We start from the raw sequence: 25,117 nt of genomic DNA, 5'->3' as shown, positions 1-25,117 counted from the left end.
TCCTATCCTTTCTGTATTAATTTAATATATTTTCAATACGTGGCAATGCCCCATATCCCTTGGTTACCGCAAGGTTTCCAGTTTTTGCACCGTGCCTTAATAATGGAATTATCACTCCTATTACAAGCGCCAGTGCTATAGCCAGCATTATTATAGTTATGATTACCTGTTTCATACGCCTCTCCCTTAAATGAATTCAAAAGCCTTATAAACCATATCCAGCATAGGATTCAGCATAAGTCTCGCCAACTCATATACTAATGGTACAATGCTGATAAAAGCTATTAAATCTATTAAATCCAGTGTTTCATCTGCTACCATAATTATTGCCTCATCCCTCTCCATAGCTTCTCTGTCCAGTATTTGCAGTGCAACCTCCTTGTCATGGAGACTGTATATTTCCATAATATCAGCGAATTTAGATAAACTTTTTACGTTTTTGTTTTTCAGGTAATCAAAACCCTTCTTTTTATCGTATCTGAAAATAGCTGCAAATTGCTTAAGCCAATCTTCATATGTTTTTGATGATTTTTCCAGTTCACAGATTATGTCAAGTGTATTTATTCCGTCTATTCTGGCGAGGAGCTGAAATATGTATTCGAGCTTGATTATTTCTTTTTTATATAATGCACCCTTTACTAACCACCGAATAGCTAAAAATATGTCCGGCAGGAACAACGAAATCAATATCAGCCACAGATATTGAGGTTTAAAAAACCCAATTTTTTGGGCAGCTCTCCATTTATTTATAAACCACCCTGTCTTTTCATCAATCTCATGTTTATCTGATGAGTTCAGAACCTCAGCTACTTTTTCTCCAACCAAATGATACAACTCTGTATCCACTGAACTTTCAAGTACTTCCTTTCCCACTTTCCATAAAACTGTCCTGTAGAATTGGTATTGCCCGCTATCCTGAGACTGCGGACTGTAAAAAAGTGAATCCTCCTTTTCAGCAGTCTCTATGACAAGTCTTTGTTCATAGCCCATATTTGTATATCTTATAGCGGAGAAAACAACAATACATAACAAGAAACATACTACCTTAATCAGATACAGTCTCCCCAAACTAATACCAACTTCGCTAAGTTCCAGTACACGGCCTTCAAATCTGTTCAGCCAATTGCTCTTATTCTTTGTAAGAATATCAAGAACTTTTTTTACAAAGATGTTTTCTTCAACACTTCCAATAACATCTGTGATATTTTTTCTTTTAGTATCTTTAGATATTTTAATAACCTTGAAACTTAATCCACAGAAAACTGCTAAAACACCAACAATAATCAACAGAATAAATAACATATCCCCTTTTTATCCTCCTTTCTCTTTTATAGTCTTCTTAGTACGCGTACTATTATTAAAGCTGAAAGAGAATAAATTGCTATCTTTCCCGCAGCTTGTGCAGTATTGTAATACAGCCTCATATTTGCTCCTAGAATCATTCTGTTTATGAGCATAATTACAGGCAGGCTGAATATACTTGCACCTAGTGTAAAAAATTCATACCATATAAGCCTTCTGTTTTTCTTTTTCTCAATGTTGTTGTAGCGGGTTATTGTCTTATTCAGCTTATAAAGCTGGTTTATAAGTTCTCCGCCGTTCTCTCTGTAATTTATAAGAAGTGTCACAAATATATTGAACCAGATGTCATTTATTCGTCCCCTTACGGCACATAGGCTGTCATTAATATCAGAGCTGTCAGATACCCTTAACATTATCCTCGCCAGATGTTTATTGGCATTTGAGCAACATTCCTGCAACGCAGGTTTTATTCTGTTCTGTGAAACAAAGGAGCTTCTGAAGGAGTCAATAAAGGAGGGTATTCTTTGCTTTATACTGTATCTGAGATAATCAAGAGCTAAGGTAAAAGTATAATACGGTACCATAAAACATAAGGCAAGTGCGACAAGCTTTGTATACCAAAGCTTCATAATTGCTTCAATTGTACAATAGATTAAAAGGCCGGCTATGGGTATAAGTATAGAGAATATTGCCACAAGCTTTCTTTGGGTAATGTTGTCCAGAATCAGATATCCTAACGCCTTATCAAGTCTCTTTGAAACATATTTTAACGGAAATATTTCTGTAATTACTTCCAAACATTGAATAAACCTTCCTGCCTTGGCCCTTTTAATCCTGTACTTACTTTCTTTGAGAACTCCCTTATATGCAGAAATTCCAATACCTGTTAAAATAAGCAGCAGTCCTGATAGAATTATGATAATATAGGGTTGGTAATTATTAATTATACTAATAAATGTACTAGGTAATCTCCCTATCTCCGTCATATGGTATCAGCCTCCGAAAAAACGTCCCCGGAATCACTGTCTGAATTACCTTTATGAAACAATCTGTTCAATTCTTCTGCATCCGATTGGGTAAATTCGTACTCAAGACAGGATAGTAGTTGCTGCTTTGACAGACCATTTTTGTTTGATATGTATTTCTCTTTTTCCCTGTCAAAAACAAAAAGGTCGTTAATCTGAAAAGTCATGTTTTCTTCACAGGCCAAAACTTCCGAAACCTTGTATACATAACGTTGCCCCGTTTCTCTGTCCAGTTTTATGTGTATTATGAGATCAACTGCATCTGCCACATCAAACTGAGCTTCCCTGAAATCGGTATAGTAGCCGGTCTGCATTAACAGCTGTCTCAGGTCATGGATCATTCGTCTGGAACTGGATGAATGAAAGGTAAAAAGACTGCCTCTTGCCTGTCTTAGCATAGCTTTTATCATTTCAAAGGCCTCATATGAATTCCTTACTTCACCGTATATTACAATATCCCTGTTAAGTCTGAAAAAGACCTCTGTTATATCCGAGGGTTTAAATTCCTTTGTGTATTGCAGCTCAACTATATTCTTTCCGGGATAGTTTGATGAGATATTCAGTTCATGTATGTTTTCTGCCAGACCTATGCTTATATTCGAGTCAAGCTGCTTAATAATAAGCTCGTCAGCCGCAGTAGTTTTTCCCGAACCCTGCTCCCCTATAATAGCTACATTTCTTCTTCCCTTTCCCGCAAGAAGTTCAATAATACGAGCGATTCTGTTCTCAATAAAGTTATCTCTATAATTTACTAATTGAGTTTTAGGAGCAAACAATCTCACATTTACAACATAATATTTTGATAAGGGAGGTCTTAGCGCAGTTACTCTCGCCCCATTTTTTAAGATTGCATATACGAGGGGTGCTCCTGCATTCATTTCTTCTCTCGCCGTTGAAGTTAACCTGTTCTCTATTAATTTTCTATAGCTGCCCTCACTGCTGAAGCAAAAAGCCTTATTGGGGATATGCCTTTTGATACCCTTGTATTGAAGCCAAATATAGTCGCTCCTTGTACAGGCAACTTCATTGAGCACCGGGTCGAAAATCAGTTCATCAAGGATACCATAGCCGTATACCTCCTGATAAATGATTTGGGTAAGCTTTTGCAGCTTTATATCAAAATCGTCGTCTATGCTGATAGAATAGCGGCTTAAATGCTCTGCAAGCTCCGCATCGACAGGCTTGGATATAATCTTTGCGTCACCGCCGGTGTATATATTTTCATAATAATTTATGTGATACTCTCCCAAAATTCCATCAATATTTTCCTGAGTAATGATTTCAGACTTTTCTATAAGTAAAAAATATATGCTGTTTTGCATAAATTCCCTTGCTTTAGGGCTTCCATCCATTGCCAGAAGCTTTTGTGCCTGTTTTGCATTATCAAGAATAATATCTGCCGTATCTTCCTTATATGCTTTTATTCCATTGAGCCCGTTTAGTCTTAATTCTTCCTCCACATACTCCATTAATTCCTTTAAACACAACTTTAGTAATGTTCTCACATTTTTGCCCCCCTTTAAAATCAAAAATAGTTTACGTAAGTATTTCAAATATACTCTTTAAATAATTCATCCTCTTGTTTTTCTTGTTTTTAGTCTTTATATCAAATACTTGGGTTATATACTTTGAAATATCTCTGACGGATTGGTTGCATTCTGTATCTCTTTGTAAATAAAGATGAAGACTGTCCCTGTTTTTCATTTCCTGTAAAGTTTTGCAGTAATCCATCTTATACAGCTTATCCGGTGAAAACCTTCTCTTTATGTCACTTACTTTGGGATAAATATCCCTATACTTTGACATAACATATATTTCATTTCGTTTATGCCCCCCCTTATCTCCCACCAAATTAAGCTTATCTACGCTTTCTGCGTCCTGAACAAATAGATTTATGACCATAGATGATTTTTCCAATACTATGTTAGTGAGAGTATTTTCTTTGCTGGACACAGTATCAAATATGATTAAATCAAAGGTTTTTTTAAGACTGTCAACAAGTTTTGAAAATCCGTCTGCATTACGGTCAACATAAGAGTTTGTAGTTTTATAGCTTCCCAGAAAATATATGCCATTTGACTTTGGAATTAAATCTGCTAACGTCGGGCTTTTATTCTCACAGCCCGCTTCCTGTAGATTTATAAATTCCTCAATTCCGGGAGAAGTCTCATTTATACCCAACAGCTTATAAAGAAGACTGAATTTAGAATTGAGACAGCAAACCAGTATTTTAGTATCCTGTGTTGACATTTCCCTGATTTGGTTTGCCAGAATATACGTAAATACTGACTTGCCGGAGTTCTTGACCTCTGATATCACCGCTGCAGTTTTACCCATTAATTAACCTCCTCTCGCTTTTTGTGTACTGTCACAGTACAGCTCATAAATGAGCTTTCCGCTTCTTGATGCTGAATATATCTTTTCTCTGTCCGTTTTACCTAAAATCAACTTTAAGTAAGCGGTTTTAGAGTTTACTGCTGACTTGGAATCCAAGGCTATTCCGGCATCGTCCAGTACATCCTTCACCTGTATTTTGTACAAAATATCCTCTGTAACCTCACTAGTGTCTCTTTGAAGTCTTATGTCAACATATGAACCTTTTCTTATGAGATTAGCCAGTCTTTCCTCCATACTAACCGGAAGTATAATAATTCTTTCATCATCCCTATACCAATCCTTCCTCTCCAGAAGGTCGTGTGCCCTGATGTAATCATCCCTGTGTATATTTGTAAGTGCCTTTTTCCCTGCAACATTGCCAATTTCCGTTTCAACACCGGAATTCACCCCCGATGCATATACCTGCTTTTTCCTAAGAAAACCTTCTTCTATTACTGTGCCTTCTTTTATATTTTCCGTCGCTACAACAACAGCTACTGTCTTTTCCGTATTAATGGGATATTTCGTAAAGATATATGCAAATATTGCAGAATCCAAAATCAGAAATAAACCTAAACAGATAAGAATCGTCTTTATAATAAGCCTTTTACTCATAGACTTTACTCCTTTTTAACTTTTCTTTTTCTTTGGAATGATTTTATGTAAAATTATATTTGATATAGATTTTTTGAAATTATCAGATAATAGACTATTGAATCCGGTAAACTCTTCAAAATAGCCGTACATCCATTTTAGATATACATTATCGCTATAGGTCACCTCAAAAAATTCTGTCTTTGTAAACAGTTCTTTTACATTCTCGGATACAAAATTATTAATAACACTATTTAAAAGGATAGCTGAACTTAATTCACCTTTATAAAATTTATTGATTATAAAAGATGTTCTGGATACAATTTTCTCCCCCAAACCCTCCCAATCAAGAACGTTTATTGTTTTGGATATACTAAAAGGATTCATGTCAGAAATGATAAAAATATTGTCCAGATATATTGCTATTGAGTTAAGAATAGTGGGTGGCCCATCGATAAATATGTATCTGTATTTCTCTTGAAGTTGTCCCAGCAGCTTGTTCAAGGTCAAATTCTCCTGCGAATCACCGTTCAATAGGATTGACGGTTTCAGATAGTACATGTTAGCTTTTATTTTTTGTGGAAGAGTTGAAGGAAAATTTTCACCCTCCCGGGCAAAAATTTTAGCTAGATCTCCTGACTTACTTAAATCAACTATACATACGGAATTACCAGATTTCGAAGCTTGTTCGGCCATTGCCCCTGTGAGAGTAGAAACACCTGTGCCGCCAACTCCCGTTAATGCGGTTATTTTTGAAAACAGGTAGGATGGGGATGTTCCATGAAGGGAGTTTTGAATCAGGACATCCGAACTTACCAAAATATAGTGTCTAAGGGCTTCCATGAGTTCTTCTGCTGTCCTGTATCTGAAATCAGGCTTTGGGTCTATACATTTTTTAAGTATTTGGTACATTATTGGTGAAAGATAATCTGAGAAAATATTATTATGATAAAAAGAATAATTCTTTACGGGGTCAACTCCCGTGATAAGATGAATTAAAGTAATTCCTAAAGAATAAATATCCGATGCGGGGTATAAATTGCCTCCCATAAACTGTTCGGGAGCCGCATAGCCTTTTGTACCTATAAAGGCGGTTCCTGTGACACCGGGAGGTTTATCCCTTGATTCGTTTAGTCTGGAGGATACTCCAAAATCAATGAGTTTGATGGTCTCTCCCTTTGTCAAAATAATGTTATGTGGCTTCATATCTCCATATACGACAGGGCCAGCCTTCTGACTGTGAAGATAATCCAGCACGCTGCACAGCTGTATACCCCATTCTGCTGCCCTTTTCTCTTCAACACTTCCTTTTTCATCAAGTATCCTTTTAAGGCAGGTTCCTTCTATATAGTCCTCAACGATATATATACATCGTTCATCCTCATAAACATCACATATTCTTGGAAGTGCGGGATGATTTAATCTCTTTAATATCTCGGGTTCCAAGTAACCGCTTATGGTTGAAGCCCTGCCCTTTGGAATTTCCTTTACAGCCCAGAGATTCCCCAACTTGGTATTTTCCGCCAGATACACATCTCCGCAGCCACCTCGCCCCAGTAACTTTATATATTTGTACTTAAAATGAAAATAATTATCCTGCATTTTGAAAACACCTATGCCCAATAACGTAAATTGTAATTGAAATATTTTTAGATAAAATAGAAAAATATAGAAATGACAATTAAAATTATAAAACACATTCTTCCTAATTGCAATCTTTTTTTACAAAATTTTAAACCCCGTCCTGATTAAAGTCGGGAATATACTGTGTGTCCGAAGATTCCCTTTCCTGAACATAACCCTCTTCCAGTCCAAGTTTGTAAAGATGGTTAACGGCCCTTTGGTACTCATTTCTTGTAATAGGCCTGTTTATCTCAGAAAAATTCTTTGCATTGTAATAAGGCGTGTACTGGCTCATAAGGGATACATAAACATCTCCGGGCAGATTCTCGGATATCCAGTTCAGAATACCTATACTCTCTTTAACATGACCGGGCAAAATCAGATGTCTGATAATAAGTCCTTTTTGTATAATACCTGAAGAGTCCAGTACCGCCGAACCCACCTGTTTATGCATTTCAATAATTGCATTTCTGCAAACTTGAGGATAGTCCGGTGCCGCCGCATACTTTACAGCTGTTTTCTCTGAAAGGTACTTAAAATCAGGGAGATACACATCTGTGATTCCCTTCATATCCTGTAAATTTTCCGGCGAATCATATCCATTTGTATTATAAACTATGGGAACATTAATCCTACCCTGCTGTTTCAACGGCAGAATTGCTTCCTTAATAGCTTTTGTATAGTGAGAAGGATTTACAAGATTAATATTATGAGCACCTTTTTTAATCAAATCCAAAAAAATCTCCTGTAGTCTGCTTACGGTTATTACCTTTCCATACCCTTCCTGACTGATTTCATAGTTCTGACAAAATACACACTTTAAGTTGCACCCACTGAAAAATACTGTTCCGGAACCATTGGTGCCACTAATACAAGGTTCCTCCCACATATGCAAAAAAGCCTTGGCAACCTTTGGGAGTTGCGGCACCCCACAAAAACCCGTAGTATTATTTCTGTCTATTCCGCAATGTCTGGGACAGCAGCTGCAAATCTCACTCATAACACAATTCCCTCACTTTAGACATGTTTTAACAATTATCGATATTGTATTTACAATCCCTGTAAATAAAAATATAATAAAGCTTGGGAATTCATAAGTCAATATGGTATTTCTGTAAGTCTGCAAGCATCCCTTGGGATTTGATATAATATATTATAATGGAGGACAGTTTATATGCGGCTTTTTCCTGTTGCTTATGCCGAGCGCAAAAGTGTTTTACCTAAGAATATTTTTTTGGCAGTAATTTATATATTGGTTTTAGTGTTAGCCGCTGTAGCTGCAATCTCTTTTTTTTCTGCGTGGAGAATTACTCATCCCGCAAAGGTTACTACTCCTCAGATATCCTCAAATATAGCGCCTGACTATAAAAATATAAGCTTTACGGTTGGTGAAGGCAAAGAAAAAATAAACGGTTGGTTTTTCCCCTATAGTGGCTCTAAAAAAACTGTTGTTATGGTTCACGGCTATGGAAAAAACAGACTTCAATTTGAGGAGCAAACCTTTCCACTTATTGCAAGGCTGAATAGAGAAGGTTTCAACGTAATGACCTTTGACTTAAGAGGTTCCGGCAACTCATCGGGTTCAACTTCAACCTTTGGTAAAAATGAGACTGTTGATATTTTAGGTGCTGTAAAATATCTTAAACAACGGACTACTGAGCAGATTATTCTTATGGGTTTCTCTACGGGAGCATCTTCATGTCTGTCCGCACTGACACAGACTCCCTATAAGGACAGCATTATTGGAGTAATTGCAGACAGTCCTTACTCAAATATTGATAATTATGTTGATTATATAGTGGAATCGTCAATGTGGCTGCCTGACATCCCCTTTAAACCGGCTGTGAAATTTGCTGTTAAAAAGATATCAAAGATTGATAACTCACTGGACGTAATATCAAAGATGTCTTCTATTATTCCAACTCCGGTACTTTTGATTGATGGGGCACAGGATAATCCACATACCGATGATAATACAAGGTTGATTTATGAGATGTATAAAAGAAAAAGTCCCGTACAGGCACATTATTGGAACTCAGGTGCTGCCAATTATGGTGAAAGCTATTTATCAGCTCAGGATAAGTATATTGATGAGGTAGTGAATTTTTCAAATGAATGTGTTGAGGAAGCTGCCAAGGCAGTTAAAAAATAGCGAAAAAGTTAAAGTGCAACTGTTAAACCCATTTATGGCGATTTAACAATTGCACTTTTTGTTTAATATCACATAACCTTACTTACATTATGAATTATCCCGCATATTCCTTAATTTCAAAGCTTGCTATCTTGCTATATGCAATATATTCCTTTCTGCTTAGGAAGGGTTTGATATTGTTCTTTTTAGTAATTGTGTAGTACGCCGGAGCACTGCCATTTGAGCTTTTATCATACCAAGTTAAAAAACTGTCAAGTTCAGCAGCATTTAAATCGTATTCCTTTATCACTCCATTAACCATTGTTATTTCAAGTATTGCACTGTTTCCTGTAATAACAGGGGGATTCTCATTGCCGCCATTATCGGAGCCGCCTGTACTGGTAGGTGTATATTCTTCTACGGAGTTTGTAGTAGCACCTCCTATATGATATATCTTTCCATTTACTGCAACAGATAGGTCGGAAACTCTTCCTGTAGTCAGAGGTGCATCGTAAGTCCATTTATCAGTTGCAGGGTCATATTCTTCAACTATATTGTGGTTACCTCCAGCACCAACCATATATATTTTACCGTTTAATGCCACTGCTGTACCTGCAATTGGAGTCGGCATAGATGCCTTTGTTGTCCATGTGTCAATGGCAGGGTCATATACTTCTACGGAACCGGAAACCACAGTGCTACTAGTATTAGCACCAGCCAAAACATATATTTTACCGCTTAATACAACCATTTGGTAGTTTGCTCTTCCGATGTTCATAGGTGCTTTTGATGTCCATGTATCAGTGGAAGGGTCATATTGTTCTACAGATTTGAGAGACCCGGTGCTATTAGACCCTCCTATTGCATATATTTTTTCGTTTACAACTGCTACTTTAAAGCTCATTCTATCTGTTAACATTGGCGCCTTTGTTATCCATATATTGTTAGCAGGGTCATATTCCTCTAACGATTTAACTGCATTTCCTCCCATAGCATATATTTTTCCATTTACTACAGCTGCTCCAAAATTTCCCCTTGCTGTGTTCATAGAAGCCTTTGTGGCCCAAGTATCAGTTGCAGGATTGTATTCCTCCAATGATTTCATACATCCGCTAACGTCGCCCAGACCTCCTATTGTGTAAATGTTACCACCTACTACAGCCACTTGATGAGCATATTTTGTATAGGTCATAGGTGCTTTTGTTGTCCATGTATCGGTTGCAGGATTATATTGCTCCACTGAGTTTAAGTTAGCAGCCTTCGTAGTTTTCCCACCAATAACATATATCTGTCCATTGAAAACTACCGCTTCATGACTATACCTAGCATTCGCCATAGGTGCCTTTGTTGTCCAGGTATTGGGGTCTGCCGCAAATACCATACTGCTTGAAATTACCATGATTAACATAAGAATTATTGCGCTAACAGATTTTACCTTGTTCTTTAATCTCATTTTTAAAATCATCCTTTCACCCATATGTATATTTTTGCATTATTATACACCATTCTCCACAGTATGTGCAGTCTTGTAATTTATGTTAACAAAGGCTATAATTAAGTGTTGATTCCCAAATATGTAAAAAGTACACCATGTAAAAATCATGGTGTACTTAATTTTAAGTATAGCTTATTTTTTTGTGTCAAAATAGTATGACTGTTGAGGCAGTTTTCCTCCGATATTATAACCGTTGTTTGCTATTTTACCTTGTTTTACCTGCCTTATTTGTCCACCTAAACTTTCCAGAACATCTCTGGCTTTCATGTTATTTTGATTTTCAACGTTTTGAATTTCTTTTATGGTCTGAAATATTGTCTTAATAGTCTGTTGTAATTGCACCATTTCTCCATAATCCGATATGCGTACTTCTTCCATACTCTCTATTCCCAGAATAGATTTCAGCCTTGAAAAATACACTTCAAAGGCGTCATCCAACTCATTTATATCATCTATTAGTTTTTGCTTTATGTCAATTAGATTTTGCAGTTCCTCTATACTGTCTTCAGTTATTACTTCTGCCTGCTTTTTTGTAAGAATTAATATTTTTTTCATACTATCTGACTTTTTCAAGGACAAATCAGTAAGCTTTTGAATATATTGTTCAGGTGTCATTACTTCTCCCTCCAAAGCCTCTTAATTAATAAATACACCTCGCACTAAATTACTTGACTGTGTGCGAGGTGCCTTTTGCTATTACAATACTTACCTTGCAATCTGATCTTTAGATGAAACCTGTCGTTTTGCAAGCTTCATAGCCTGAGTCCATGTATCTCTTAAATCTTTTGCCATTTCCAACATTTCTTCCAGAATAGCTTTATCCTTTTTTATATTTGCCTGAATTAATCTTCTATACATGTAATCATATATACTATCCAAATGTTTGGATACCTCGTACTTCATATCCAAGGTCACTTGAAATTCTCTCACTATATCCTGTGCACGAATAATTGAGTTATTGGCTCTTTCTATTTTCCTTTGGTCAATAGCACTCTGGGCCAGCATAATAAATTTAACTAAACCATTATACAGCATCAGAGTAAGCTCCTCCGGAGTAGCCGTGTATACTGAATTTTCTTTATATTGATTATAACCGTTGTTGACCATCATTAGCAACCTCCTGCTGTTCTCTAGCCTTTATTTATTGTCCGGAACTGAATTGGGATGAAAGCCAGTTTGATTGTGAACTCATACGGCTCAGCATTTTTTCCATGTTTGCATACTTTGCATATAGTGTATTTTCCTTGGAAGTGAGCTTTGAATTTAAATCAGCTATTGTTCTATCAAAGCCCAAGACCTCCTTAATTAAGGAATTAGTATATTCGGATACATCCCCTACCTGACCGGCTTTCATTATCAAGGTACCAACATTGCTCTTAGCATCAGGGGTAGTTCTGATTGCATCCTGTATAATATCAGAAAATCTGTCCGCAAGCCCTGATTCTTTAAATCTTTCCTTTTTGATTTCAGAATCACCGGATGCCTTATAATACGACTTATCCGAAGTGGCTGTAAAAAGATTAGTAACCTCGTCAGGGTTATTAGCCAGTGCTTCCTTTAGCTTTGATTCATCTATTACAAGTTTACCCTTTTGACGAAAATCTGTGGATGTAGTTATGCCTATAGAATACAAACTTAAGCCCACGCCCTCTACCGAGCCATATAAAGCAGATCTCAATCTGTCCAACGTATTCTGTATGTCAGTGTTGCCGCGAAGCAATCCCGATTTAGCTTTTGTCTCCCACTTTTGAATCTGATCAGCTGTCATGGATGCCTTTTGTGACTCTGTTAAAGGTGTATAACCACGATCTTTTTTCTCGCTTATTTTTGAATTCAGCTTATCAATTAAAGCATTATATTGATCAACAAAACTTTTAATAGTATCGAAGGTCTTACTTGTATCACTTGTCACTGTTACTTTTACAGGATCTGCACCGGCAGGCAAATCCTTTGAAATATTAAAGGTAAGTCCTGCATAAGTAAATGAATTATTGGGTCTTACTATAGTCATGGACGTTCCGTCCGCACCTGTAACCGTAACACTTGCATCACTTCCTACAGCACCTGTTCCGGCTATTCCCAGTGACGACATGAGACCTCCTGAGGTATCCACTATATCAAGCTTAGAGGTGGCTCCTGAGTCCTTAGCCTGTATTGTAAAGCTATTTGATGTAACATCATAGCTCATGGTTGCATTAGCAGTAGTATCCATATTGACTCTTCTCATTATATCACTTATTGATGTTGTTGCAGGGTCAAAGGAAAATGCCGCAGTCCCCTTGGAGCTTGTTATTGTAAATTCTATGTTTTTTGAAAAAGTGCCATCCGGGTTTTTAATTGATGTCCCATCGGAATTTTTAAATGGGTCAATTGTAAAGCCTGCACCTATATCTGAAAGCACCGCTTTTAAATCAACCTTATTTGATGTATTGGAGTAGTCAATCTGAAGAATTTCATTAGTTGCTTTATTAACTGTATACCCGGTAGAAAACTTCACACCTGCATCGGCCTTAAGTATAACCTTCCCATCTTTTATGTCTGCTGTTACACCTGCACCTGCTCCAAAAGCTGCATCAATTCCATTCTGAATAGCAGTTTTTAAATCCTCTGCTTTTTCAAAAGTGGAGTTTCCGGCTAGTGGCTGTACTGTAACAGTTTTTGCAGTATTTCCTATAGTAAGCTCAAATTGATTATTGCCGCCATTTAACACAAAAGGGGAAGTAGCCGATGGTACTGCACTGAACAATTTTCCTGCTCCTTCATTATTGACGGTACCTATATTGAATGTATCCGTGTTTCTAAGAGTAGTAAATTTAAGCTTCCCACCGTCATTCTCAACCTTTATTTTTCCATTGCCTGATGAATCTGCTCCAAATGCATTGTTTAATTTACTTTGGAGTTGTGAAACCAATGCATCTACACTGGAAAGCTGCCCTGAGTCATTGTCCAAGGTAATATCAACTGTTTTGCCATTCAGGGTTATTCTAAATATATTATTATAGCTGGAGCTTTTCATTGTATCTAAAGCTGCCTGAGAAATCACACCTGTCTCAACAGTATTAGTTACATTCGCCCCCATGGATATCCGAGCATAAGTTGCTGCAACAATATCTGATAACGAATATACTCCGGCTTTAGCCCCGCCACCTGCAACTACACTGATAACGTCAGAAGAACTTCCGGCAGCCATTGCAGCGGTATAGCTGGAGAACGTAGATGTCAATTTCAAATTGGTGGTGGAAGAAACACTATCAAAAAATTGATTATAAAAGCTCTGCAGTGATGATGTGACGTCTCTATAAGCATCAATCATCCACATATTCAGCTCTCTGCTTTGCTTTATCTTATCAATTCTCGCCTGATCCTTTGCCAGTGCAGCCTTTACTAAAGCATCGGTATCAAAACCCGATACCATTCCGGTAACCCTTTTGTAATTTGTATTGCCCTGCACTCCGTTTGTGTTTGAGTTAATATTCATATCTCTACCTTCTTTCATCAACTAATATGCCGGCCATTTCACATATTTTTGCCACCATATCTAAAACCTTTTCGTTAGGAATCTCACGAATCAGCTCATTCGTTTCCGAGTCAAATACCTTTACAACTATCTCATTTGTCTTTTCATGAATGGAGAATTCAAACCTTCTGTTCCCTCCGGAAATAGCCTTATTTGCTTTTTGTATTGCTTCTATAACTACTCTCTCAGAGACAGGCATGTTGTCTTTATCATAATTGTTAATTTGGGAAATTGACTTTGTAGTTGTCAACACCCTCTCAGGTTTGCCTATTGTACTTATTGCTTTTTGAATATCAGTATTGCTGCTTTTTGAACTGATACTATTACTCATTAATTCATTTCCATCTATTTTCATACCTGCACCCCCAAAACTCTTCTGCTTATTCTATCGGAAAAATTCAGCCATGTATTTAGCAGTTTTTGGTGTGAGCTATATTTTTCTATATAAATATTAATTTTTAATCATAATAGTCATATATGCCAGAGTATTATAGTTCTTTTCCTTTAATTGCTTTGCAATATCTTTGAGAAAAACGATATTATGATCAACGACTTTAGTAAATGTAGATATAAGCTTTATTACAATATCTTCATTAAGTCCCTTATTATACCCTGCCATTCCAATCAGATGAACCTTTATAATGGCATAATGTAAAACTAACATGATATATGCATCAAAAATTGATTCATCGGTAAACGGAAACAATCTTGCAAATACATAATTGACAAGATAATTTTCCAATATATATTCGTGGTTATCCATGTATGGTTTGTAATATTCTTCAAAGGCCTTATGGTAATTAATACTAATTTCTTCCCTCGTTGCTTCTTCAGTATAATTGATTCCTTTTAAAAATTCTTCATAACATTCCATATATATTTTATTAAGAACTCCTCTGTTCACACGAATATCAATAATATCCTTAATAAGCTGTAATTGTACTGTGCAATCAGCCGGAATAGAATCAAGCGCTCCTTTAAATGACCCTTCTTCTATCATAATATTATAGGATTGTATTATATTAGGTATGTCACTTATTTTATTCTCATGCACACATTTATTTAGTTTTTCTATAAATAGGCCTAGAATAATAAGCCTTTCCCACATAAAATATTTTCTGTTCTGTAAAATATCTATGGTAAATACTCTTATGTCCCAAAAATATCTCTGAGGCTTATTTATAAACTGTTTATCCTGCGTATTAAATGCACAAGAACCTATTAAACTAGCATTTTGAATATCTTCATACTCATCAAACTCCATGATTTCGGTATTTAAAAGAGCCAATTTTGCCGCTGCCGGACAGGAAAGAGAAGTAACCATTTCAATTGCATTGTCCACTCTATTTGCAGACCTAGGGTAAGTTGTGCAAACCTTTGACAGGTAGCCTTCACCATATTCCAGTTGTATCCTGCAAAGCATTTTATCACTTAGGAACGGACACTTAGCTTCTTTATCAAGCATTTTTATTTTTGCATAATTTTCAGGCCCCGCATCATTACTTCTATCACGAGTTACATACTTATCAAACAGAGGTCTTAACTCTTTATTCTGCGCACTTCTATACTTTTTATAGGTTTCCTTGTCAATATTAACCGTCCAACCTACGCAACAAGAATCCTCGCAGTCAGAGCCTATACACCTGAATTTTCTGAAATACTGGGGAGCGAGAAATACCTTCTTTCTTTCTGTCATAGCTACCTCCGTAAAGGGAAAAAGAAATTCCAAATAATTGTTAAAATAAAAAGCCAGAGGCATATATCCCCCGGCTCTTCGTCAGTTTCAAAAAATTTATTACCTGAGTAATTGAAGAACACCCTGTGGCTGTTGATTTGCCTGAGCAAGCATTGACTGAGCTGCCTGTGACAGAATATTCTGCTTTGTGAATTCCATCATTTCCTTGGCCATATCTACGTCACGAATACGTGATTCAGAAGCAGAAAGATTTTCGGAATAAGTATCCAAATTGTTTATATTGTATTCCAATCTGTTCTGATTTGCTCCAAAGTATGAACGCATCTTACTTACAGCATTTATTTGTGTCTCAACATCATCAATTTTTTGGCTTGCATCATCTGCCTTAGCCCAACTAGCATAGCCCTTAACTGCAGTAACAACATCAGAAAGATTTGTATCTGTCTTTTTAATTGTCAAAGTCTGTGATGATTCCTGTCCAACCTGAAGAACAATATTGTCACCTGAGCCATCAAGTAACGCGATGCCATTGAACTTTGTATTTTTCTGTATATCTTCTACCTGCGATCCAAGTTCTGTTATTTCTTCTGTTATTCTAGCTAAGTCATTTGTTGCATCATAGGTTCCATTTGCAGCCTGTGTAGCAAGCTCCTTAACACGAACAAGTATGTTACTAACTGTAGCCAGCGCACCTTCACCGGTTTGTATCATTGAGATACCATCCTGTGAGTTTCTTGATGCCTGATCCAAACCTCTGATCTGGCCTCTCATCTTTTCACTGATTGCCAAGCCTGCAGCATCATCACCTGCACGGTTGATGCGAAGACCTGATGATAACTTTTCTAATGACTTACTGGTTGAACTTGTATTGTTTGTCAACTGACGGTAAGTATTCATTGCAGCAATATTGTGATTAATTCTCATAATATAAATCCTCCATGATTTTTAATATTTCCGGGAGTCCTTTCCCGAATGGTATGCAGGCTTGCCTTCCGCCTATCCGGCCGGTATATAGCGTACGACCTTCCTGCTTAATTAATATATCGTACTTTTTTAAAAATACTTTATAGTTAAAATGAAAAAATCTTTAAACTTTTTATGCTTTGAACTATTTTTTTAGTATAGAATCAAGTTCTATAATATCTGTTGCAGCGGCCTTTTTGTTTTCTTCCTGTATTTCAAGATATAACTCCTTACGGTATATTGACACGTTTTTGGGGGCCTTCAGGCCGATTTTAACCTGATCTCCCTGTATATCTATGATTGTAAGCTCAATATCATTGCCTATCATTAGTGACTGGTCTTTTTTCCTAGATAATACAAGCATGCTACACCTCCTGTTTCTGGAGTTCATCCATTATATAATGTCTTACCGTATACTCATCTGTATCCAAAATCACCTGCGCTGCTTTTCTGTTATTTGTATTTATAATCACAGGAGCTTTAAGGTTCATACTTATTTTTTTTAAGTCCTCAGGAACTACTACAATTGCAAATACATTAACCTGTGAGGGGTCTTCTATTTCCAATGCTTTAACATATTCATCATTCAATATAAAATCGTAGTCCCTCTTTATGGCAAAAGGATCAATCACTGCAAATGCAAGCTCAGGTTTCTCTATGGCCTGAATCCAGCTAAAAGGCGAGTCAGAATCCTCATTTCTGATAATCCCATACCTGTGTATATCCTCAAATCCAACAATACCTTTACTAAATTCAATTATATCTTCATCTTTTATATCTATTTCACCAAAATGTGTTGTTTTTAATAACATATTTACTCCTCCAAAATTTTTTTCTTTTTTAGCTTATTATACCGCTCGGACGAGCTTTTGTGGATAAGTAAAAAGGCAATAATGCCTAAATATAACTATCTACATTATTGCCTGTATATTTAATTTCTATGGAGCCGTATGATACCACGTTTGTATTGACTTTTCCGGGGATGTAGTTGAAATCCGTTTGAGCCGGAATGTATGTTCCTATTACCCCGTTTCTCATGCCAATATCATTTATTGGCTCCGGCTCAAATTCAACGGTTCCGCCAACAGCATCAATTTTAGGCCTTGACATGGGCATTGTAGCCATACCGAATTCATGGGTAGTAACGGAGTTCCTTTGGGCAATATCAATCATTATATTTGCCTTATTCCCGATTTTGGCCATGGCATCTCCGTCCTCTGCCACTCTACCAATGTACTCCATAACATGTTGGTATGCTAAATCTGCCTGTTCTTTAAGCAAATCATAATTATTTTTCAGGCCCTCTTCGGCGAAACATTCATATTGGTCAATTAAAACTTTTGGCAATTCAGTTTTAATATTAACTACAGGCGACTTTTGTTTCAACTCTAATCTTGCCATCTCACTTTTACGCTCTATTCTGCAATCAATTGTCTCAATAGAGATTTTTGCGGGTGTTGTCTGGATAGAAAGTCCCATACATCTCACATCCTTATATCACACTCTTTTAAATTATCTTAAAAAATCCACCAATGTTTGTTGAATAATTCTAGCTCCTCCTGCCAATGAAGCCTGATAAACATTTTCTTCCATTTTAAGATTCATAATTGTCTCTGCAGGGTCAGCATCCTCATTCTTGCTCATCAAATCTGTCATATTAACCAAATCATTGCTCATCCTATCTGCTGACAAATCAATTCTGTTCTGCCTTGCACCAATATCTGCCCTGACTCTGAGCAGATTATCAACCTGTTCATCAAACTTGTCCAGTTGATTTCTTACACCTGTATTATTACCTGAGTCCAAATCAGCTATAACATTGGTAAAAAGAGCAATCATTGACGGCTCATTCCCATAAACAGCATTCGACCCGCTGTTAAAAACATCTCCTCCGGTCACATTGATATTTATATTATCACCTTCACCAATTTCAAACTGAATTTTTTCCGGTACTATATTAACACCAATTTTAAATTTTCCAAAATCAGTGCTGGTTTCATCATCTTCTATTAATTTTTGATCAGTTTGAAATCCTGAAAACATATATCTTCCGCTATACGTGGAGTTGGCAATATGCACCAACTGAACTTTTAATTGTTTCATTTCCTGACCTATATCACCTGTCTCTGATGAGGAATTAGTGCCGTTTGCAGCTTGAGTAGAAAGTTCCTTTGCACGTTTTAGTATATTTCCGATTTGCGCCAGTGCTGCATCCGTAGCATCTACCCAGGATTGCGCATCCCCCAGATTTTTCTGGTACTGCTCTATCTTTGAAACATCTGTTCTCAATTTCAATGCTCTGGCCGCAACGATAGGGTCATCAGAAGGTAGCTGGATTTTCTTTCCGGTATATAATTGATTTTGATACTTACTCATACGGCTTTCGTTATTCCCCAAGGCCGTTAACATATTTGAAATCAACATATTATTAGTTATTCTCATTCTTAGCCCACCCCTAACTTGTTAATAAGTGTATCGTATATTTGACCCATAGTTACTATCATTCTGGCAGCTGCATTATATGACTGCTGGAATTTAATCATATTTGTCATTTCTTCGTTTAAGTTTACCCCTGAAACTGACATTCTTCTGTTATCAACCTGCCTGACTAAAGTATCCTGAGTTATGGCAAAGGTCTCTGCCTGCTGTGCATCTATACCCATACCCGCAACCAGTGATTTCATAAAATCTTCCGGTGCACCCTCTTTGAAGAGGCTCTGGTTTGTTCTGATACCCATTAATTTTTTCAGAACACCTGTATTCCCATTTTGACCAGTTGTCTCTGATGCAGCAATATTATTGGGATTATCTATTATGTCACTGCTTACACTAAAGTTCTTTGCAGTTATTTGTTTATACTGTTGGGCAACTTGATTTATATAATCAGGGTCTGATTTGCCTACAGTAACCCCCGCTATTAAATCCGCACTGCTTATAGGTGTATTCCCTACTCCTAACATTGTGAAAAACCTTATACCTGTAGGTGCAGTATTAGCATCTGTTAAGTCGGGGTCATAACCATATCCGTCAATATGTCCTACATCAGTATGGGCATATCCCGAATTTGTTTTTGTATATCCTTCATTAAAGGCTATAGCAAATGTTTGAACAAATTCATTCAGCTTTTTCTGATAGTAAGGAACTCCTTTGTATATGGGAGTACCGTCTATGCCATCCTTTCCGTCTCTTACATCCAGTAATCCCCGGAGTTCTCCTCCTGAAATGTTTACGCTGTTGCCGTCTTCCCATTTTATATCATAAAGATTTCCAATGTCCTCAGCATTGAGTTTGGTAGTTCTCTGGACTACATTAAGTTTAGTTGAACTGAAGTGGTCTACCAGTGTTTTTCCTCCCAACGTAATCTGAAAATGTACATCATCTTCTCCGTTTGGAAGTTTGCCATAAGAAATCTCTTTTGCCTGTATATTTGCAAGCTTTGAAAGCTGGTCAACCAACTTGGTTCTGGAATCCCTTAAATCATTTGCCGTACCGCTTGTAAGCTCATAGTTATAAATCTGCTTGTTCAAAAGCTGAATTTGGGATGCAATTATATTAATCTGGTCGACATCAGTTTTAACCTGGTCATTTAAATCATTTTGAAACTGCTCAAAATGAGTGGCTGTATTGTTGAAGTATTTAGTCAATGTGGTAGCTTTCTGAACGACTAAAGCACGTGCAGCTCCACTTGAAGGGTCCTTTGACAGTTCCTGTAACGAATCAAAAAAGCCTTCCATTATTTTAACAAATCCGCTTTTGGAGGGTTCGTTAAAAGTAACTTGAATTTCACCCATAAGTTCAGCCTTCTTACTCCATTCACCGCTGGCTACATTTTCGCTCCAATACTTGAAATCCAGATACGAATCTCTGATTCTCTGTACGCCGGTTGCCTGGGAGCCAGTGCCTACCATACCAGTTCCATCCAAAACCGCCAAAGGATTGGATGCACTTTGTATGGTCTGTTGCCTGGAGTATCCGGGTGTTGTTGCATTTGAAAGGTTATGCCCAACTGTGTCCAGATTTCTTTGTGCGGTGTAAAGTCCGCTTAACGCGATATTCAAACCAAAAAAGCTTTGCTGCATTTCTTTTCACCCATTTCCTTGTTTAGTATACTTATCTTCCGACCTTACCTAAAGAGGTTATAATAGTTTCCATCATTGAATCCATTACATTAAGAACTCTGGAAGAAGCATCGTATGCAAACTTATACTTCATCATATTTGACATCTCTTCATCCATAGATACTCCCGAAATTGCATCACGCTGAGCGTCAACGGCATTTACAACTGTTGCCTGACTTGTGGCAATCCTGTCGGCCTCCATGCCGCCATTTCCAAGTTCAAGAATAAGATTTCTATAATACTCGTCAATGCTTACATTTCCTGTGCTGTTTACCAGAATGTCAACATCTCTCAGGTTTGAAATCTGTTTTGCTACTGTATTATCACCTTTTGCACCTGTCTTTGATGCTGTTATATTATTTAATCCGCTATCGCTTAATAATGCATCGCTTAACTTCAGGTTTCCCATCTCAAATGGATAGTTACTGTCTATTACTTCAAAGAATGCTACACCCGTTTTACCATCCAAAGTCGTACCTGACATCTGAAGAGCATTTATTTCATTAACCATTCTATTCAGCATTGCATTTAGCTTAGTTTTTATATCCGACACTATATTTAATGATGGAGGGATATTTCCCAGAGCATCTTTTACTGTCTGTACCAAATTATCATTCCATCCTTTAAACATACTCTCATAGCCTGCTAAACTACCATTTATATTAGCCAGACTTCCTCCTGTTCCCGAGGCAATGATTGACCATCCGGCCTCAGGATTACTTGAAGCATCGGGTTTTCCATTTGTATAATAAGCTGGGTTTGTTATTACGTTAACCTTCATATTCATGGCTTTCAAGCTGTTCACATAGTTTACAGCATCCCCGATAAATGCATCCGCTGCTGGGCTGTCCCCATTTATACTCTTATTTGTAAATACGTAGGTATACTTTTCAGCATCCTCTCTGAACCCTGCAGGAGCATTATTCAAAGCAGTCAATTTATCAACTAAATCTTTAAAGCTGCCGTCAGTTGCTGACCCTTCTTCTAATAAAGCACTGGCCGTCAAATCTGTTAACATGCTGTCAATATTGTTTTTGTCATATGTCTTATTATAAACATCTGAGGTAGCTCCCATGGTTATAAATCTTACATTATAGTCAAGACCGGACTTTTTCAGTTGATCTATATATTTTGATAATGAATTCTTTAGGGTTGTAAAATCATTCCCTGCTGACACATCAATTGCAAAGGTTATATCAGCCCTATAATTCGGAGTTCCGTTTTCAGTACTTCCCTTAATTCCGGGAACCTCTCCTCTGGCTTCCATTAAGCCCTTCAAAATTCCGCTCTTTACATTTATCTTTATATCAGTTCCTTCAAGTTTGGGATAGAAAAACTCTCCGTCCTCCGCATTTGCATGAACATACAGATTCTTTGATTGTCCGCGGGTAACCAGATAATACCCCCCCAGAGTCACATCCATCTGACCGTCCTGCATCTCATTTATTTCTGCGTCACACAGAATTGAGAGTCTGTCCAGCAAAAGGTTCCTTTGGTCTCTATAGTCGTTGGCCTTGTCACCGTTTATTTCCTGTGATGCTATTTGTGTATTCAGCTTTGCTATCTGACTTGTTATACTATTGACCTCATTAATACGAACCTGAATCTCTGAATTAAGGTCATTTTGCTGTTTATCCAACTGATTGCCTATATGGTTATAATAGTATACCAGTTCCTGTCCTCTCTGCCTTACCATAGCTCTGGCAGTGAGGCTCTCAGGTTCCTTACTCAGTTCCTGCCAAGAGTCCCAGAATTTATTCATAACTCCCTGCAGACCATCTCCCATAGGGTCATTCAGAATAGCTTCTACATCATGAAATGCTTTGCTTCTGGTATCCCAATACCCCTGAATAGTATTTTCCTGTCTGTACACTATATCCAGAAAAGTGTGGCGAATCTGCCTTGTTTCCTGAATATCCGCACCTAACCCATATTGAAATAATTTACCATTTTTACCGTACTCGGTAATATAAGGATTTGTCTCGATAATTGCCTGCTGCCGGGTAAAGCCGGGTGTTTGAATGTTAGACAGGTTGTGCCCCGTAACAAACAATCCTCTCTCACTAACCTTCAATCCGGATCGCGCTATTTCATAACTGGAAAATCCTACAGCCATTTTGCTGTCCCCCTAAAACATTGTTCTGTATGATTAAAGCTTTACGTCAAACAAGTTTCTCTTTTTTACCTCGTCTGCATTTCCTGAACTGCCGTAACTATTTGTAACAGTCCCCACACTCGTCATCATATTTATAGAAAAATCAATATACTCTAAAGAATTTTTTATAAGCTTCGAATTAAGCTCATTATTAACTTTCAAACCATTGATACTATTAAGTATTTTTTCCTGACATTCTTTAAGCTCTGCAGCTTCTTTCTGTCCTAAACGCGAAGTCAACTCCGATATTGTTATTTCCTCCGGGTTTTTACCAAGGACTGTGGACAAGGATTCAACAATTTTTTCTCTTTGGTCTTCTAATTTCGCTATCTTAATAATCAGTGATTGCTCAACCTTAACAATATTTTCAAGCTCACTTACATTACCGCTTACAATTAAATCCGTCTTATTGTTTGATAGCTTTAAGAATGTATCGTATATATCGTTTTCCTTGTTAAGAATGTCCGTTAGCTTTTTTAATAATCCTGTATCCATTTTCAGTACCTCCGAACTTTAGCATTCCCATAAGATAGACTCTCTTTTATGCCTTCTCGTCTATCATCGCTTTTCCAAGCTTCTCTACAATTTCTTGTCCGCTTACATTGTATGTTCCGGAACTATACACCTCTTTAAACTCATCTATTTTTTTCTGCCTTACATCAGGAATGTCTTTGAGAGCCCTGAATACAACCTGATGATCCTTTGCATTATCCGAAATAGATATAACATCTTTTTTGGCTTTGACAGAGTTCACCTGATTAACAGATCCAACGTGGTTCTGAGTGTTGTATACCTTTGAAACATTGTAAACGTCACCTGAAATCTTCATCTAAAACACCTACTTTCTAAAGTGCACAATAAAATCCTACCTATAAATATTATCGACAGATTATTGAATTTATTTAGTATTGCTTTTTATTTGTAAATATAATTTTAAATAATAAATAAATTTATAGTAATTTCACGCATTAAAAAACGAGGGTATTAATATACCCTCGCAGTAAGTTAGTTTTATATCTTTTTGTTCAAATATCTCATGCCAATGCCGTTGGCCCTCAGTTGCTCCGATGTATCCGGCTGAATTGTTCTGGTTGTCTTTTCAAGATCAATGCTGACTTCATTCTGACACTCCCTGCAAAATCTACCTGTTTTTATAGATTTTCCGCATCTTTCACACTCAAGAATTATGTTGGAAGCATCCGTAATTTCCAGACGGCCTTCTTTCAAAAACAGCTTTATCTTTTCCACACTCACATCAACCTCTATGGCTACCTGTGATAGTGTTGCACCGGGATTATCATACAAATAATCCTTTACCCTTTTAAAAACTTCTTCATCGGCATTCTTACAGTCCTGACAAATAGGAGCCCCGCCAATATAATTATACATTCTGCCACATCTTCTGCAGTTCCTTAAATCTGGCATGTCTATCCCTCCCCAAACAATTATACTCAAATTGAAGCTGAAAAACCCAGTATCAATAATTTCTGGTAGTTGCAATAACTCCCGCTATAACCTTTTCGGCACCGGCCTGCTTTAGTGCCTTACAACATTGATTAACAGTACTTCCTGTAGTTACAATATCATCAATTAATAATATGTTTTTGTCGGCTATTAATCCATCATTGACAGCCATAAATGCATCTTCGAGATTTAATAACCGTTCGGTTCTTTTCAACATACTTTGGCTATTTGTAGCAACGCTCTTGATTAATAGATTTTTCTCGCAAGGTATCTTTAATATTTTAGCAATCTGCTCTGCCATCAGTTCTGCCTGATTGTAGCCTCTGTGTTTCTGTCTGCTTTTATGTAATGGAACGGGAACAATAACGTCAAAACTGTCTAATTGCTTTGTGTTTTGTATTTTTAATGCTAATAACTTTCCCAACGCCCGGTAATATGATGACTTATTACTGAATTTAAACCTTCTCAAGGTCTCTTTCAAAGAACCGGAATATCTGCCCACACAGAGCAAGCCATCACAATAGTTTTGTATTCCCAAGGGAAGATTTAATGATAGGACTGAATTTTCATAATAGTCTATCTCCCCGACACATTTCTCACAAATATATATAGGCACTCCTGCCTTCAAAATCGTGTTGCAGAGTGCACACCTGGGAGG

26 protein-coding genes are annotated in these 25,117 nt (G+C 37.1%); 1 reads left to right on the top strand and 25 read right to left on the bottom strand.

Features of this window, described 5'->3' with window-relative positions; all coding sequences use genetic code 11:
* Positions 1 to 16 precede the first annotated feature (16 nt).
* From P0092_RS00545 to P0092_RS00510, 8 genes are all read right to left on the bottom strand, one after another.
* Positions 17 to 175 (bottom strand): hypothetical protein, encoded by a 159-nt coding sequence (locus P0092_RS00545; protein ID WP_004619119.1) that lies wholly within the window; start codon positions 173 to 175, stop codon positions 17 to 19.
* An 11-nt stretch (positions 176 to 186) separates the two neighbouring features.
* The gene (locus tag P0092_RS00540) at positions 187 to 1,302 is read right to left on the bottom strand and encodes a hypothetical protein (RefSeq protein WP_004619118.1); all 1,116 of its coding nucleotides are present in this window, start codon (positions 1,300 to 1,302) and stop codon (positions 187 to 189) included.
* Between the two features lie 26 nt (positions 1,303 to 1,328).
* On the bottom strand, positions 1,329 to 2,288 hold the full coding sequence (locus P0092_RS00535) for a hypothetical protein (protein ID WP_004619117.1): 960 nt from the start codon (positions 2,286 to 2,288) through the stop codon (positions 1,329 to 1,331).
* Positions 2,285 to 3,832, bottom strand: a complete 1,548-nt coding sequence (locus P0092_RS00530; protein WP_004619116.1) for an ATPase, T2SS/T4P/T4SS family — start codon at positions 3,830 to 3,832, stop codon at positions 2,285 to 2,287. Before P0092_RS00530 ends, P0092_RS00535 begins: the two co-directional genes overlap by 4 nt.
* Before the next feature lie 31 nt (positions 3,833 to 3,863).
* Positions 3,864 to 4,664, bottom strand: a complete 801-nt coding sequence (locus tag P0092_RS00525) for a P-loop NTPase family protein (RefSeq protein WP_004619115.1) — start codon at positions 4,662 to 4,664, stop codon at positions 3,864 to 3,866.
* 3 nt (positions 4,665 to 4,667) lie between these two features.
* Entirely contained in the window at positions 4,668 to 5,318 is a 651-nt protein-coding gene (locus tag P0092_RS00520; protein WP_004619114.1) for an SAF domain-containing protein, read from the bottom strand.
* 15 nt (positions 5,319 to 5,333) lie between these two features.
* Complete coding sequence (locus P0092_RS00515; protein WP_040758755.1) at positions 5,334 to 6,899, bottom strand: serine/threonine-protein kinase; 1,566 nt, start codon at positions 6,897 to 6,899, stop codon at positions 5,334 to 5,336.
* Between the two features lie 130 nt (positions 6,900 to 7,029).
* Entirely contained in the window at positions 7,030 to 7,920 is an 891-nt protein-coding gene (locus P0092_RS00510) for a radical SAM protein (protein WP_004619112.1), read from the bottom strand.
* A gap of 234 nt (positions 7,921 to 8,154) precedes the next feature.
* Between P0092_RS00510 and P0092_RS00505 the strand changes: the two genes are divergently transcribed.
* Positions 8,155 to 9,072, top strand: coding sequence for an alpha/beta hydrolase (locus tag P0092_RS00505; RefSeq protein WP_276187027.1), 918 nt, complete (start codon positions 8,155 to 8,157; stop codon positions 9,070 to 9,072).
* A gap of 94 nt (positions 9,073 to 9,166) precedes the next feature.
* On the opposite strand, the gene P0092_RS00500 is transcribed toward P0092_RS00505, so the two are convergent.
* The 17 genes from P0092_RS00500 to P0092_RS00420 form a co-directional block, all read right to left on the bottom strand.
* A complete protein-coding gene (locus tag P0092_RS00500; RefSeq protein WP_004619110.1) occupies positions 9,167 to 10,504 on the bottom strand; it encodes a Kelch repeat-containing protein in 1,338 nt (445 codons plus the stop codon).
* A 174-nt stretch (positions 10,505 to 10,678) separates the two neighbouring features.
* Positions 10,679 to 11,161, bottom strand: a complete 483-nt coding sequence (locus P0092_RS00495; RefSeq protein ID WP_004619109.1) for a flagellar protein FlgN — start codon at positions 11,159 to 11,161, stop codon at positions 10,679 to 10,681.
* A 90-nt stretch (positions 11,162 to 11,251) separates the two neighbouring features.
* Positions 11,252 to 11,656, bottom strand: coding sequence for a flagellar export chaperone FliS (gene fliS, locus P0092_RS00490; protein ID WP_004619108.1), 405 nt, complete (start codon positions 11,654 to 11,656; stop codon positions 11,252 to 11,254).
* Between the two features lie 31 nt (positions 11,657 to 11,687).
* Positions 11,688 to 14,024 (bottom strand): flagellar filament capping protein FliD, encoded by a 2,337-nt coding sequence (gene fliD, locus P0092_RS00485; RefSeq protein WP_004619107.1) that lies wholly within the window; start codon positions 14,022 to 14,024, stop codon positions 11,688 to 11,690.
* A 4-nt stretch (positions 14,025 to 14,028) separates the two neighbouring features.
* Positions 14,029 to 14,418 carry a flagellar protein FlaG gene (locus P0092_RS00480; protein WP_004619106.1) on the bottom strand — a complete coding sequence of 130 codons (390 nt, stop codon included), beginning with the start codon at positions 14,416 to 14,418 and terminating at the stop codon, positions 14,029 to 14,031.
* A 96-nt stretch (positions 14,419 to 14,514) separates the two neighbouring features.
* A complete protein-coding gene (gene fliB / locus P0092_RS00475) occupies positions 14,515 to 15,759 on the bottom strand; it encodes a flagellin lysine-N-methylase (protein ID WP_004619105.1) in 1,245 nt (414 codons plus the stop codon).
* Between the two features lie 99 nt (positions 15,760 to 15,858).
* A complete protein-coding gene (locus P0092_RS00470; protein WP_004619104.1) occupies positions 15,859 to 16,683 on the bottom strand; it encodes a flagellin N-terminal helical domain-containing protein in 825 nt (274 codons plus the stop codon).
* A gap of 184 nt (positions 16,684 to 16,867) precedes the next feature.
* A complete protein-coding gene (gene csrA / locus P0092_RS00465) occupies positions 16,868 to 17,086 on the bottom strand; it encodes a carbon storage regulator CsrA (RefSeq protein WP_004619103.1) in 219 nt (72 codons plus the stop codon).
* A 1-nt stretch (position 17,087) separates the two neighbouring features.
* Positions 17,088 to 17,534, bottom strand: coding sequence for a flagellar assembly protein FliW (fliW, locus tag P0092_RS00460; RefSeq protein ID WP_004619102.1), 447 nt, complete (start codon positions 17,532 to 17,534; stop codon positions 17,088 to 17,090).
* 85 nt (positions 17,535 to 17,619) lie between these two features.
* The gene (locus P0092_RS00455; RefSeq protein WP_004619101.1) at positions 17,620 to 18,201 is read right to left on the bottom strand and encodes a DUF6470 family protein; all 582 of its coding nucleotides are present in this window, start codon (positions 18,199 to 18,201) and stop codon (positions 17,620 to 17,622) included.
* 33 nt (positions 18,202 to 18,234) lie between these two features.
* Positions 18,235 to 19,164: a flagellar hook-associated protein FlgL gene (gene flgL / locus P0092_RS00450; protein ID WP_004619100.1), complete on the bottom strand. Its 930-nt coding sequence runs from the start codon at positions 19,162 to 19,164 to the stop codon at positions 18,235 to 18,237.
* Between the two features lie 2 nt (positions 19,165 to 19,166).
* Positions 19,167 to 20,801, bottom strand: a complete 1,635-nt coding sequence (flgK, locus tag P0092_RS00445) for a flagellar hook-associated protein FlgK (RefSeq protein WP_004619099.1) — start codon at positions 20,799 to 20,801, stop codon at positions 19,167 to 19,169.
* A gap of 31 nt (positions 20,802 to 20,832) precedes the next feature.
* On the bottom strand, positions 20,833 to 22,956 hold the full coding sequence (gene flgK, locus P0092_RS00440; protein ID WP_004619098.1) for a flagellar hook-associated protein FlgK: 2,124 nt from the start codon (positions 22,954 to 22,956) through the stop codon (positions 20,833 to 20,835).
* A gap of 33 nt (positions 22,957 to 22,989) precedes the next feature.
* Positions 22,990 to 23,490, bottom strand: a complete 501-nt coding sequence (locus P0092_RS00435; protein WP_004619097.1) for a flagellar protein FlgN — start codon at positions 23,488 to 23,490, stop codon at positions 22,990 to 22,992.
* A 46-nt stretch (positions 23,491 to 23,536) separates the two neighbouring features.
* Entirely contained in the window at positions 23,537 to 23,824 is a 288-nt protein-coding gene (locus P0092_RS00430; protein ID WP_004619096.1) for a flagellar biosynthesis anti-sigma factor FlgM, read from the bottom strand.
* A 182-nt stretch (positions 23,825 to 24,006) separates the two neighbouring features.
* Positions 24,007 to 24,420: a hypothetical protein gene (locus tag P0092_RS00425; RefSeq protein ID WP_004619095.1), complete on the bottom strand. Its 414-nt coding sequence runs from the start codon at positions 24,418 to 24,420 to the stop codon at positions 24,007 to 24,009.
* A 52-nt stretch (positions 24,421 to 24,472) separates the two neighbouring features.
* On the bottom strand, positions 24,473 to 25,075 hold the full coding sequence (locus P0092_RS00420; protein ID WP_242831760.1) for a ComF family protein: 603 nt from the start codon (positions 25,073 to 25,075) through the stop codon (positions 24,473 to 24,475).
* Positions 25,076 to 25,117 lie beyond the last annotated feature (42 nt).

The organism is Ruminiclostridium papyrosolvens DSM 2782 (assembly GCF_029318685.1).
In the GTDB taxonomy this organism is placed as follows: domain Bacteria; phylum Bacillota; class Clostridia; order Acetivibrionales; family DSM-1351; genus Ruminiclostridium; species Ruminiclostridium papyrosolvens.
Note: the sequence above shows the minus strand (reverse complement) of the source record. Positions and strands in the feature narration are given on the sequence as shown.